The following is a 12,423-nucleotide window of genomic DNA, read 5'->3' as shown; positions in this document are numbered from 1 at the left end:
CGTATTTGTTGACCTGCGTCAACAGGGGCCGGTCACGAGCCCGCGAGCCGAGCTGAAAATCTCGCTTGAGACCTGTCTTGTCGCTAACGACTCGCAGCAGTCGCAGTCAGATGGCGCACATGCGCATCATACCGCATCGGCGGGAACGAAACAGCTGATGATGATGTCGCCGCGGTGATGGACGTACCACACCACGGCTTTGCCGATCGGGTTGCCGCGGTCGCGGATGATGGCGCGTTCCGGCACTGGCATCCACCGGCCTTCGATCGGTACCCAATAGGTGCCGTCACGGACGTCATAGGTGGTGCGGTGGCCGTCGGAGACATCGCAGCATGGCACGCCGTTCGGCGCGATCACGCTCTTGAACCACGCGCGGATATCGGGCGGGACGTTGTCGAACTGCCCATTGTCGAAGGCCGGCGCGACGGTCGCGCAGGCGAACGAGCCGATCGTGACAGCGGCCAGCATCGTCCTGCGCATTCGTTCGCTCCCTCCGCCGATCTACATGCCGCGCTGCGGCGCCGTCGCCAGCAATTCGCGCAGCGGCTCGGCGTAGAACTTCGCGTTTCCCGTGGTCAGGTGGCCGCGCGTTTCGGCCGAGGTCGGGATGAGGAAGAGCTTGCCGTTGGCGACGCGCTTCATCGCGTCGACCGTGACGCCGGTCTCCGGCGGATTGCGCTCGTCGTCGGCCGAGTTGATCAGCATCACGGTTGCCTTGATCTTGTCGAGATCGGCGGACGGATTGTAGTCGTGCGAGGAGTCCCACTGATAGATGAAGTCGTTGGCGTCGGTGGGGATCGGCGTGGCGAGCCGCTCCTCGATCAGCTTGTCGGCCTTGGCGGCGGTCGGTGCCGCGAGCTGGTAGGCGATGGTGCCGCCGGCCGAGGCGGTGGCATAGGCCGTGACGGCGTATTTCATCATGCGCGGCTGCGCGGTGTAGTTGCCGCCGTTGTAGTCGGGATCGTTGCGGATCGTCTCCAGCATCAGCCGGCGCAGCATCCAGTTGCGGGCCGCCATTTCGGTCGGCTGCGAGGCCATCGGCACCGCGACGTCCATGAAGTCCGGATAGCGCGTGGCCCACACCCAGCTGTGCATGCCGCCCATCGAATTGCCGATCACGAGCCGCAGGTGCTTGATGCCGAGGCCCTCGGTCAGCAGGCGGTGCTGCGCGTCGACCATGTCGGCATAGTCATAGGCGGGAAATTTCGTCTTCAGCCCGTCGGAGGGTTTTGACGATTTGCCGTGGCCGATGCTGTCGGGAATGATGATGTAGTATTTGCTCGCATCGAGCGGCTGGTCCTTGCCGAACAATTCGCCGGCGAAGGTCGGCACCAGCATGCTTCCGCCTGAGCCGCCGGTGCCATGCAGCACCAGCACCGGCTGCCCGGTCGGCTCGCCGACGGTCGTATAGTGCAGCCTCAGCTCCGGCAGCGTCTCGCCGGTGTGGAACTTGAAATCCTTGACGACGAAGTCGCCCTGCTTCGGGGCGGGATAGTCGGCGGCGCGGGCCGGCGCGCAAACAACGACGACGGCGGCAAGAACGGCGGCAAGCGGTCGAAACATGGACTCCCCCTGATCATGCGCGACTCTTCCGGCCGCGTCGGAGGCATGATAGCACGGTCTGCGACCTGGTTCAGTACCGTATTGATGGGACTCATCATGTGCCGCAACATCAAGACGCTGTTCAATTTCGAGCCGCCGGCGACGGAGGCTGAAATTCAGGCCTCGGCCCTGCAATTCGTGCGCAAGCTGTCCGGCTTCAACGCGCCCTCCCAGGCCAACGAGGCCGCCTTCGCCCGCGCGGTCGAGGAGGTGGCCGACGCCGCGCGGCGGCTCCTGACCTCGCTGCAGACCCAGGCGCCGCCGCGCGACCGCGAGATCGAGGCGGCCAAGGCGCGGGAACGCTCGGCGGCCCGGTTCGGCCCGCGCTGAGGCCTATCGTGCCCTGACGGAGGGCGAAGCTCAGAAACCCTCGTCGTCGTGGTCGCCGCGCCCCTGGGCGTGCTTGTCGTGCTTCTTCTTTTTCTTGCCCTTCTTCTTTTTCTTCTTCTTCGGGAGGTCGATGTCGTGCGGATCGTCGTCCTCGAAGGCCTCGTCCAGTGCATCGTCATGCGTGGTGGCGGCGAAGATGTCGCGCACCGCGACCAGCTCGGCCTCACGCTCATGCGCCTCGCGATCGCGGTTGCGCTTGTAGTCGTCATAGGCGGCGAAGATCTGCTCCAGCCAGGGCATCAGCTGATCGATCGTCGGCAGAGTGCCTGGCGCTCCCGGCTCGCCCTGCGGACCTTGCGGTCCGGCAGGTCCCGGCTTGCCTGGCGGACCGGCCTCGCCGCGGGGCCCCTGCGGACCGGGCCTGCCTTGCGGACCCGCCTTGCCGTCGGGACCGGGCTTGCCGCGCTGACCATCCGGTCCGCGCCGCCCGGGCTGCCCTTGCGGGCCACGTGGACCCACCGGGCCCTGCAGGCCGCGTCCGGCCGGATTCCTTGCCACTACCGCAACTCCGCTACACGTCTTTGATTCGCAGCGAAGCCTAACAGAGCCGCGACGACGGCAGCAATTGCAGCAGGGCTGCGAGGCCGATTGATCAACATCAATCGGCGCCGCATCCTGATGAGTTCCACGCGATGGGATATCGCGTGGCCGCCGTCGGATCAGGCAGAATAGGCCGGCACCGCGATGCCGTCGGCCGTGTAGATGCGGATCTTGTTGCGCAAGGTACGCACGGGCATGCCGAGCAGCCTTGCGGCGTGGGTACGATTGCCGTTGCAGCGCGCCAGGGTCTGCACGATCAGCTCGCGCTCGATCTCGGACAAGGGCGTGCCGATCAACAGCGGTAGGACCTCCGCCGCGGAGCGCGACGGTGGCATGGCAAGCGGCACGAGTGACGGACTTGCGGCTTCGGATGACAACTCTTGCGACATAACTCCTCCCGATCAACGCCCGCGCCGCCACTGAAACGACGCGTAAACATCGAGACCAACTAAACATCCAGCCCGTAAATCACCGTGGTCGGACAAGGTTAATGGGGCCTTAACGCCGGCGTCCGGCCGCCTCCAGCGCGCCAAATACCCTGAAATCGCCTTGGTTCTGCGCGGGTCTCGACCCATTTCACCGGCGCTGGCGGCACATCACGGCCCGCCCGGCCGGCATGCCCTCCGACAGCCATCGTCAATGTCGGCGGCGGGCCGTTTGCATCGCCAAATTCCTGCGGTGAGAGCGCGTCATTTCGAACACACCGGCGGCGGCGCATGCGCGGTGCCGCGCAAAGGGCTAAATTCGGCCCGATCGATTCGCTTGGTGGGGCACGATCGTCACACACGGCCATCGAATGACCTCAAGCCCAAATTCACTTCGCTGGAGACTTCATCCATGACAATTGCATCCTCGCTTCGCGGTCTGCTGGTGGCACTGACGGCTGCTTGCGGCGCCGTCATTCCGGCCACGGCGCACGCGGATGGCGGCTTCATCACGCTGACCATCTACAAGGCGGGGTGGATCATCGGCGGCTCCGGCGGCAGCGGCGTGTTGAACTTCCACGGCCGCGCCTATCCGCTGTCGACCGGCGGCCTCGACTGGGGCCTGGTGTTCGGCGGCTCGCGCACGGTGCTGCGCGGCCGCGTCAGCAACATCTGGCGTCCGTCCGACGTCGAGGGCGTCTACGGCGCCGCCGGCGCGGGCCTCGCCGTCGGCCGCGGCGTGCGCGGCATCGTGCTGACCAACCAGAAGGGCGCGGTGCTGGAACTCTCGGGTGAACAGATCGGCCTCTTGGCGAACGTCGATCTGTCCGGGCTCGCGATCACGATCAGGTAGTTGCGTCATCGTCGTCGTCATCGTGGCTGCGTAGCAACTCACAACAGGTGTCATCGCCCGCCTGCGCGGGCGAGGACCGTCGTTGCGTGCTGAGCACTGCCAACACCATCTCCCTCCCTCGCTCCTGCTCATAAGTCCGCGTTCTCGCCGCACCGCGTGCGCGAGGGATGCATCGTGCGAGCCCCATCGAAAATTGAGAGGGGCAGGGAAGGCCGGGAGCTCGCCGCTCCCATGGTCCGCGTGCAACAGATAAGCACGCGGCAGAACCACAGGTTCGGCGGAGACATCCCGGCCTTCCCTGCGCGCATGGTCTGACGGCTTATACGTGGTCTCCCTGGCGCGCCGGCTTGTTGGCCGCCATTGCACGCGTCACGCTTCCGCATGAGCACGCACGTGATACCAGCTTCGGGGTATCAGGACATCACGACTTCACCGCACGTGACAGCCGCGCTCGTCGGGCGCAGCGATCACGTCCACCGCGGCCCACCTCTACGTATCGTGACGACGCGTACGTCCCTCTGCATGAGGCGGGTTGAGCGGAAACATCGTCCTGATTTGCCCGACATGGCAAGCGCGCGGACGTGCGACAAACTAACACGACGGGCAGTTGGTGCATGGCGGGGATGCGGAGATTGCCCGTCGGGTAAGGGTCGAAAATGATAGGGCCGTTCTGAGATCGGGGCACATCAGTCGTTTGCGCTCGAGCGTTGCGCTGTACAACACAGCGCCATCGCCCCTTGTGGGAGAGGGTATCGCCGGCCCACCAACGTAATCGGTTGGGTGAGGGGGGCTCCTCCGCAAGTTGAACTCGTCGAGGTAAACCCCTCACCCAAGCGAGTTTGCCGCTCTGTCCTACATGCCCTCTCCCACAAGGGGCGAGGGCGCAGTCATTGGCACTGCGCGGAGGTCGCCAGTAGTTTGCTCGCAGTGATGATGATGTTACTCATCATCATGGGATCTGAGGTCATCATGGGATCTGAGGCAAAATCGCTTGCCTCAGATCTTTGCCACATGCGCCGCCAGCTCCAGCCACGGCTGCTCCGTCCACGCACCCGACGCCGCGCCGGACGGTGAGGCGAGGACGAACACGGTCGGGAAATCATCCTGCTCCCGCTCCGGCTGCCGCCCCAGCGCAATCGTGCCGGTCGGCTTGCCATAAAACAGGCTCGCGGCCTTCTTGCTGGTGAAGGCGACGGTTGCCGGGCGATGGTGTCGGATCTTTGCGGCGAAACCGGCGACGTCGACGCCGGCCTTCAGCGCGACATGGTCCATGCCCGCGCCCAGCTTGCACAGATCGGTGAAGCCGATGCCGAGCGACAGCAGCGCCGGAAATTCCTGCGGCTGGTACAGCCGCGGTGTCAGGCCGACCGCGAACAGCGTGCGCCAGAAACGGTTGCCGGGATGGGCGTAGTAGTGCCCGGTCGCCGCCGAGCGTTCGCTCGCGGCGGTGCCGACGAAGACGAGGCGCAGGCCGGGCTGGAGCTGGTCGGGCAGGCGGTCCATGGCTGGCGTTGTCGCATTGTTGCAGCCGCTGCAACAGCCTGTTGCAGGGAGGCCGCATTGTTGCTGCGGCGTCCCTGGTCTAGGTGACGCGGAGCCACGGGAGCACCTGATGTCGCAACGTCGTCTGTACTATTTCGCCCTCTCCGGCCACGCGCATCGCGCGCGGCTAATGCTGAGCCTGCTCGGCCTGCCTTGCGAGCTCGTCGAGGTCGACCTCAAGGGCGGCGCGCACAAGCGGCCGGACTTCCTCGCGCTCAATCCGTTCGGCCAGGTGCCGGTGCTGGTCGACGGCGACGCCGTGATCCCCGATTCCAATGCGATCCTGGTCTATCTCGCCGGCCGCTATGACGGCTCCGGCACGTGGCTGCCGCGCGATCCGCTCGGCCAGGCCCAGGTCCAGCGCTGGCTGTCGGCCGCGGCCGGTCCGCTCGCGTTCGGCCCGGCGGCGGCGCGGGTTGCGACCTTGTTCGGCGTGCCGCTGGACATGGCGCGGGCGCACCAGCTCGCCAACAGCCTGTTCGGGGTGATGGAATGCGAACTTGCCGCGCGACCCTATCTGACCGGCGCGACGCCGACCATCGCCGACGTCGCGCTCTATAGTTACACCGCGCATGCGCCCGAAGGCGGCGTATCGCTGACGCCGTACCCCAACGTGCAAGCATGGCTGGCGCGGATCGCCGATCTGCCCGGCTTCGTGCCGATGCAGGCGAGCGCGGTCAGCGCAGCCTGACCGCCGCCATGCACGACTGCGTGCGAACGCCGCTTACAGGAAGCAGCGGCGCTCGTCGCGCAGCTTGAGCTGGATGTTGGTCGCCTCGACGAAGGTCGGCACCGGCTTGGACACGATCCTGTAGGTCGACGGCCACTCCACCGGCTTCGATTGTAGCTCGGTGTTCCAGATCTGGCAGATGCCGGTGTTGTCCCAGCGGATCACGTAGTAGCCGGACTTGGGCGCAGGCGCGGCGAAGGCGGTGGGCGCGATCGAGGCGGCTGCAATGGCCGCGGCGGCAGCGAGCGTGGTCAGGCGACGCATCATCAATCTCCTCAAACGAAACAACGATAATCGCCCGCTCGCGCGGGCCACCGGCCTTGCGGCCGGACCAAGGCCAAAGTGGTGCGACAAAAGCGCACGCAACGCAAGCCGCGCGTGCCGTCATTCACAGCGATGTCCGGGATGTGAACGACGGCATGCCGCCGTCACGTGATGCCATCAGGCGCGGGCTCACAGGGTGCAGCGGCCCTGCTGGCGCAGCCTGATCTGCCGGGTCACGGCGTCGTTGAACGTCGGCACCGGCCGGCTGATGACCTGATAGCTCGACGGCCATGCGACCGGCTTGAAGGCGAAGGCCTCGCTCCAGACCTGGCAGATGCCGGTGTTGTCCCAGCGGATGATGTAGTAGCCGGCCTGGGCGGGCGCGGCGGCGAGCAGCGCGGCCGCGAGAGATGCAGCAAAAAAGATTGTGGTGAAACGAGGCATCGTCAACTCCGGCAACGAACTGGCCCGGCCAGCGGGTGGCCCTATGTCGGAGCGGTCTCGTTCATTTTGAAGGCAAGTCTGCAGAACGCGTGCGTCAAAAGCGCGCGATCGTGGTCACCTGACGATCCCGGCGGAAGGGGAGGCGGGTCTGCAGGCTCGGCGCGTCGACTTGATTGCGGGGCCGACGCGGTCGTTTCGGCGACCTCGGCGCACGGCTCAGGGGCGGACGCCTTCGGTGCTCGCATGCGACGAGAAGCGGAGATCCGCGCCGAAGCTCGCTGCCGGAACCAGCACCGGAGACGCGCCCGTGACGATCGGCGGCGAGGTGACCGGCCGCGCGCGCCGGCGCAGGAAGTGGCGCTCGAGATAGGCGTAGGACAGCGTCGCCGCCACGATCGACAGCGGCAGCCCGATCGCGAGCCGCAGCGGCCACCACACGCCGTAGCTGTCCAGGAAGTTCAGGATCGGCAGGTGCCAGAGATAGATGCCGTAGAAGATCCGGCCGAGGAAGATCGCCACCGGCCATTCGAAGATGCGATGGCAGATCGTGCCGTGGCTCCGCCCCAGCATGGTCAGCGCGAGGATGCCCGGAAGCACGCCGCACACCATGCTGCCGAACAGATAGTAGTTCATGCTCGGCCCGTCCGCCGGCCAGAACAGGAAGGTGACCGTGATCCAGTAGATCAGCAGCGGCCATGCGAGCTTCGGCCACAGGCGATCGAGCGCGGGGGAGGCGCCCTGCGGCACCAGCCTGAGCACGACGGCCATGGCGCAGCCTGCCACCAGCGCATCGGCGCGGGTATCGAACGCGGTGTAGAGCCGACGCCACTCCGCGCCATCCATCACTTGCGCCACGCGCCAGGCCCAGATTGCGGCTGCGATGGTGCAGATGGCCCCGACCAGCCGCCGGGTCACGCCGAACCGCTTCACCAGGATTGCGAAGGTCAGCGGCCACAGCAGATAGAACTGCTCCTCGGTCGACAAGGTCCAGGTGTGGCCGATGTCCTCGATCGTCTTCGGGTCGAACACGTACCAGTAGTTGGCGATGTAGGAGAGCGCGATCGCGGCGCGCTCGACCGCCGACAGCAATGGCGGCCGAAGCAGCCAGGTGAACAGCAGATAGGCCGCGAGCATCAGGAGCAGCGGCGGCACGATCCGGGCGAAGCGCCGGGCGTAGAACTGGCGGAACCTGATGTGGCCGTGCTTGTCGATGTCCCGCAGCAGCAGGCCGGTGATGTAATAGGCGCTGGCGACGAAGAACAGGTCGATATAGAGCACCGCGCCCGGCACGAGGCTGTGGGAGACATGCGCCGTGACGACGCCCAGGGTCATCAGCCCGCGCATGCCGTCATGCGAGGGGACGTAGCCGAGCGGATAGACCTGGGCCTGGAAGGCCTCCCGGATCGCCTCCCGCAATGGCGCCGTGGCGGCGGCCGCGAGGCGGAACAGGGCATGAATCGGCCATGGATAAAACATTTATCGTCAGATTTTCGGAGATAATGTTTCGGACTATTAAATCCTATTTAAAAGTTAAACCGTCCGCAAGTGACGAAAATCGCGGGCCGGGGACCATCACGACGCAGGGTTGCAGCAGAATGAGGCGGGCCGCCCGCGGTGGCGGCAAACGGCGGGCGTCAGTGCAGGTGATGCGAAGGGAAGCTCGCGGTGCTGCTGCGGAGCGCAACGGCGTGTTGCTCGGCCGGCATCTTCCGCTCGTCGAGGTCGCGTGAACGGCAGAGCGGCGTCCGTTGATCGGCCGCACGATCGCTGGACGACGATCATAGTCATTGACTGTCGCCTCATCGGCAAAACCGTAGGGCGGACGAAGCGACGTCTCGCTGGATCGCCGCGCGCCGGCTGACGCGTGCCCACCATGCCCTCCGCGGTGGGCACGCCTCCGCCGCCGCTCTGCGAGCGCCGACGGCGCCTTTGCCCACCCTGCGGTGTCGCGGCCGCCGCGACGCCCTCGATCAGCATCTTCTGGAGTGCGGGCGCTAGACGGGTGAATGCGCGTCCACGACGGTGTCGGTGTCACCAACATGGAGTTACACTCAGTAGTTGTAATTCGCGAAATTGAAGTCTAAAATTCGCGATTGTTTTAGTGCGGTGAATTTTTGAGTTTCATTTCAACGGAGCTTGTCATGGAAGAAGCGCACCTCAAGGCATTCGAGGCTCTGCCCCAGTCCACATCGTGCAGGATCATCACGTTCGACAGCGCGACCGTGGTGCCCGGCATCGTTCCGGACACCTACTTCCTGATCGTCACCGGCACCAAGCCCTGGATCACGATGAAGGTCGAATTGCATCCGCTGATCTATATCCGGCAACCCGAATATTGGGGCATCGAGGTGGTCGGCTGCCAAAGCGGCATCGGCTTGCCGCAGACCGCGCCGTATCACGTTGTCCTCGACATCACACACGTGCGCGGCACGAAGGGGATCGAAGTGATCGGCGCCACGAGCAGGAAGCAGATCAACGTGCCGTAGGTCGGTCGACGGTCGGGTGCGGGGGCATTCGCGCGCTCCGAAGCGGATCGCGCAAAGCCCTCGGCCTGACCAGCTCACGTTACGACGAGCGCCGCGACACCCTCGATCTCGATCAGCATCTTCGGATCGGGCAGAACGTAGGGCGGGTTAACGCCCGCGGGACGATTTCACCGCGCAGGGGAATGTTTGCCAGGGCGCGTAACCCGCCGCCTGCGCGGAATGGTGGGTTACGCGAACGGCCTTCAGCCATGTGCGAGCATGGAGAGATCGTCGGTTGCCGTCCGCTAACCCACCCTACCGTTTCACGACCGCCGCGACGCCCTCGATCTCGATCAGCATCTTCGAATCAGGCAGCGCTGCGACCACGCAGGTGGTGCGCGCGGGGTAGGGTGCCGGCCCGAACGCCTCGGCATAGAGCCGGTTCATGGTCGCGACGTCAGCGGCTCGCGTCAGCAGCACGTTGACCTTGACCAACTCGCGGATGGTCGCGCCGCCTTCGGTCAGGACGCGGGTGAAGTTGGTCACGACATTGGCGAACTGCGCGTCGAACTCGGCGGGCAGGTTGCCGTGGGCATCGAAGCCGGGAATGCCGGAGATGAAGAGGAGGTCGCCGATCCGGGTGCCAAACGACAGCGGCGGGGCTTTGATGTGGGGTGGGGCGAGGATGTGGTGGATGGGCATGAGACGTCCATTTTTTTTTGAAGTATGTGATGTTCACCAGAGCCGCAAGACACGCGTTAGGACCTCAGCGGTAGATATTGGAAGGCTTCCGAATATGCCTACCAATGCAAAGGCGATTGGCCACAAGCAGGCTGCTAGACCGAACAACCAGTGCTGCTTCGACTCGCGGGGAGATCGTTCAGGCATATGATTCTCCTGTTTCGTCCGCGAAGTTGATGTGCTCTCCTACGAAGTGCAATGATCAAAGACCATGATCGACAATCGCCTTAGTGGACCATTAAGGTGATATTTGACCTAAACGCTTGGCACTGCTCACTCGCGTTCTCTGTGGATATCTGAAAATGAAGGAACGCGGAGTGAGTCCAATAATCCGTTCTCTGCATGCTGAGCATGAGAAAGGCTGACAATAGTCAGCAGGCGATATGTCGCGACGAGCGGCAGCCGACTGTCAATCGTGGATCGGAAGATATAGCAGCCGTCAAAGAAAAGCCGGGCTTGCGCCCGGCTTGATGGATGGCCGGGTCAAGCCCGGCCATGACGATGGAGAGTTGAGCGGGCTTCAGGACAACGCCTTGTTGCTCTCCTTCACCTTCTCCGCATCCAGATACACGCTGCCGCCCATTTCCTTGAACTTGGCGCTCATCTGGGCCATGCCGTCCTCGATGGTGCCGCTGATGGTCATGCCGACGGTGGTCGGGTCGTTCAGCGTGGCGGCGTAGTCGCGGACGTCCTGGGTGATCTTCATCGAGCAGAACTTCGGGCCGCACATCGAGCAGAAATGCGCGACCTTGTGGGCTTCCTTCGGCAGGGTCTCGTCGTGGAAGCTCTTGGCGGTGTCCGGGTCGAGGCCGAGGTTGAACTGGTCGGTCCAGCGGAACTCGAAGCGGGCGCGGGAGAGGGCGTCGTCGCGCAGTTGCGCGGCAGGATGGCCCTTGGCGAGATCGGCGGCGTGGGCGGCGATCTTGTAGGTGATGACGCCGGTCTTGACGTCGTTGCGATCCGGCAGGCCCAGATGCTCCTTCGGCGTCACGTAGCACAGCATGGCGCAGCCGAACCAGCCGATCATGGCGGCGCCGATGCCCGAGGTGATGTGGTCGTAGCCCGGTGCGATGTCGGTGGTCAGCGGCCCGAGCGTATAGAACGGCGCCTCGCCGCACTCCTTGAGCTGCTTGTCCATGTTGATCTTGATCTTGTGCATCGGCACGTGGCCGGGACCCTCGATCATGACCTGGCAGCCCTTGTCCCACGCGATCTTGGTGAGCTCGCCAAGTGTTTCCAGCTCGGCGAACTGGGCGCGGTCGTTGGCATCCGCGATCGAGCCCGGGCGCAGGCCGTCGCCGAGCGAGAACGAGACGTCATACTTGCGCATGATGTCGCAGATCTCCTCGAAATGGGTGTAGAGGAAGCTCTCCTTGTGATGCGCGAGGCACCACTTCGCCATGATCGAGCCGCCGCGCGAGACGATGCCGGTGACGCGGCTCGCGGTGAGGTGGATGTAGGCGAGACGCACGCCGGCGTGGATGGTGAAGTAGTCGACGCCCTGCTCGCACTGCTCGATCAGGGTGTCCTTGTAGAGCTCCCAGGTCAGCGCGACCGGGTCGCCGTTGCACTTCTCCAGCGCCTGGTAGATCGGCACGGTGCCGATCGGCACCGGCGAGTTGCGCAGGATCCATTCGCGGGTGGTGTGGATGTTGCGGCCCGTCGAGAGGTCCATCACGGTGTCGGCGCCCCAGCGGATCGCCCACACCATCTTGTCCACTTCCTCTTCAACGGAGGATGTCACCGCCGAGTTGCCGATATTGGCGTTGATCTTGGTCAGGAAGTTGCGGCCGATGATCATCGGCTCCAACTCGGCATGGTTGATGTTGCAGGGAATGATGGCGCGGCCACGCGCGATCTCGTCGCGCACGAACTCCGGGGTGATGAAGGCGGGCACGGATGCGCCAAAACTCTCGCCGTCGGCAAGTGCGGCTTCGGCGCGCTCGAGCTGGGTCTTGCGGCCGAGATTCTCGCGCTCGGCGACGTAAATCATCTCCTTGGTGACGATGCCGGCGCGGGCGAATTCGAGCTGGGTGATCTTGTGGCCGTCGAGGCCGCGCAGCGGCTTGTGATGCGCGGTGAACGACTTTGCGGCCTTGTCGGCGCCGACATTGCCGTTGTCCTCAGGCTTGATGTCGCGGCCTTCGTACTCCTCGACGCCGCCACGCTCGCGCACCCAGGCGGTGCGGGCGCGCGACAGGCCGGCATTGACGTCGATCGTCACGGTCGGATCGGTGTAGGGGCCGGAGGTGTCGTAGACCGGCAGGTTCGGCTCGGAGGCCGCTTCCGAGAGGATGATCTCGCGCAGCGGCACGCGCAGGTCGGGCGCGGAGTCCGGCGTTGCGTAGATCTTGCGCGAGGACGGCAGCGGGCCGGTGGTGACGGCGGGCAGGGTGGTGTCGGGATTGGAGCGGATGTTCATGGGAT

General features: G+C 65.0%; 14 protein-coding genes. 4 read left to right on the top strand and 10 right to left on the bottom strand.

Annotation, left to right across the window (positions count from 1 at the left end; genetic code table 11):
* Positions 1-126: 126 nt before the first annotated feature.
* A complete protein-coding gene (locus ACQR0U_RS24995; RefSeq protein ID WP_410051259.1) occupies positions 127-480 on the bottom strand; it encodes a hypothetical protein in 354 nt (117 codons plus the stop codon).
* A 21-nt stretch (positions 481-501) separates the two neighbouring features.
* On the bottom strand, positions 502-1,563 hold the full coding sequence (locus ACQR0U_RS24990; protein WP_316171682.1) for an alpha/beta fold hydrolase: 1,062 nt from the start codon (positions 1,561-1,563) through the stop codon (positions 502-504).
* Positions 1,564-1,659: 96 nt separating this feature from the next.
* Here ACQR0U_RS24990 and ACQR0U_RS24985 point away from each other — a divergent pair, with 96 nt between their 5' ends.
* Complete coding sequence (locus ACQR0U_RS24985; protein ID WP_315717862.1) at positions 1,660-1,932, top strand: DUF2277 domain-containing protein; 273 nt, start codon at positions 1,660-1,662, stop codon at positions 1,930-1,932.
* Positions 1,933-1,962: 30 nt separating this feature from the next.
* On the opposite strand, the gene ACQR0U_RS24980 is transcribed toward ACQR0U_RS24985, so the two are convergent.
* Complete coding sequence (locus tag ACQR0U_RS24980) at positions 1,963-2,490, bottom strand: collagen-like protein (RefSeq protein ID WP_315827118.1); 528 nt, start codon at positions 2,488-2,490, stop codon at positions 1,963-1,965.
* A gap of 161 nt (positions 2,491-2,651) precedes the next feature.
* Positions 2,652-2,921 (bottom strand): helix-turn-helix domain-containing protein, encoded by a 270-nt coding sequence (locus tag ACQR0U_RS24975; protein WP_315717831.1) that lies wholly within the window; start codon positions 2,919-2,921, stop codon positions 2,652-2,654.
* Positions 2,922-3,369: 448 nt separating this feature from the next.
* Between ACQR0U_RS24975 and ACQR0U_RS24970 the strand changes: the two genes are divergently transcribed.
* A complete protein-coding gene (locus ACQR0U_RS24970) occupies positions 3,370-3,810 on the top strand; it encodes a hypothetical protein (RefSeq protein ID WP_315717830.1) in 441 nt (146 codons plus the stop codon).
* A 996-nt stretch (positions 3,811-4,806) separates the two neighbouring features.
* On the opposite strand, the gene ACQR0U_RS24965 is transcribed toward ACQR0U_RS24970, so the two are convergent.
* Positions 4,807-5,313: a mismatch-specific DNA-glycosylase gene (locus tag ACQR0U_RS24965; RefSeq protein WP_434841295.1), complete on the bottom strand. Its 507-nt coding sequence runs from the start codon at positions 5,311-5,313 to the stop codon at positions 4,807-4,809.
* Between the two features lie 109 nt (positions 5,314-5,422).
* Here ACQR0U_RS24965 and ACQR0U_RS24960 point away from each other — a divergent pair, with 109 nt between their 5' ends.
* Complete coding sequence (locus tag ACQR0U_RS24960) at positions 5,423-6,043, top strand: glutathione S-transferase family protein (protein WP_315717828.1); 621 nt, start codon at positions 5,423-5,425, stop codon at positions 6,041-6,043.
* Between the two features lie 33 nt (positions 6,044-6,076).
* On the opposite strand, the gene ACQR0U_RS24955 is transcribed toward ACQR0U_RS24960, so the two are convergent.
* From ACQR0U_RS24955 to ACQR0U_RS24945, 3 genes are all read right to left on the bottom strand, one after another.
* Entirely contained in the window at positions 6,077-6,346 is a 270-nt protein-coding gene (locus ACQR0U_RS24955) for a hypothetical protein (RefSeq protein WP_434872309.1), read from the bottom strand.
* Between the two features lie 189 nt (positions 6,347-6,535).
* Entirely contained in the window at positions 6,536-6,790 is a 255-nt protein-coding gene (locus tag ACQR0U_RS24950) for a hypothetical protein (RefSeq protein WP_315717825.1), read from the bottom strand.
* A gap of 216 nt (positions 6,791-7,006) precedes the next feature.
* Entirely contained in the window at positions 7,007-8,266 is a 1,260-nt protein-coding gene (locus ACQR0U_RS24945) for an acyltransferase family protein (RefSeq protein ID WP_434872305.1), read from the bottom strand.
* A 665-nt stretch (positions 8,267-8,931) separates the two neighbouring features.
* Here ACQR0U_RS24945 and ACQR0U_RS24940 point away from each other — a divergent pair.
* Entirely contained in the window at positions 8,932-9,276 is a 345-nt protein-coding gene (locus tag ACQR0U_RS24940; RefSeq protein ID WP_434872304.1) for a hypothetical protein, read from the top strand.
* 294 nt (positions 9,277-9,570) lie between these two features.
* On the opposite strand, the gene ACQR0U_RS24935 is transcribed toward ACQR0U_RS24940, so the two are convergent.
* Both ACQR0U_RS24935 and thiC read right to left on the bottom strand, forming a co-directional pair.
* Positions 9,571-9,957, bottom strand: a complete 387-nt coding sequence (locus tag ACQR0U_RS24935) for a RidA family protein (protein ID WP_316193142.1) — start codon at positions 9,955-9,957, stop codon at positions 9,571-9,573.
* Positions 9,958-10,516: 559 nt separating this feature from the next.
* Positions 10,517-12,418, bottom strand: coding sequence for a phosphomethylpyrimidine synthase ThiC (thiC, locus tag ACQR0U_RS24930; RefSeq protein ID WP_316226427.1), 1,902 nt, complete (start codon positions 12,416-12,418; stop codon positions 10,517-10,519).
* Between the last annotated feature and the right edge of the window lie 5 nt (positions 12,419-12,423).

Source organism: Bradyrhizobium sp. HKCCYLRH3097 (genome assembly GCF_051167875.1).
In the GTDB taxonomy this organism is placed as follows: Bacteria; Pseudomonadota; Alphaproteobacteria; order Rhizobiales; family Xanthobacteraceae; genus Bradyrhizobium.
Note: the sequence above shows the minus strand (reverse complement) of the source record. Positions and strands in the feature narration are given on the sequence as shown.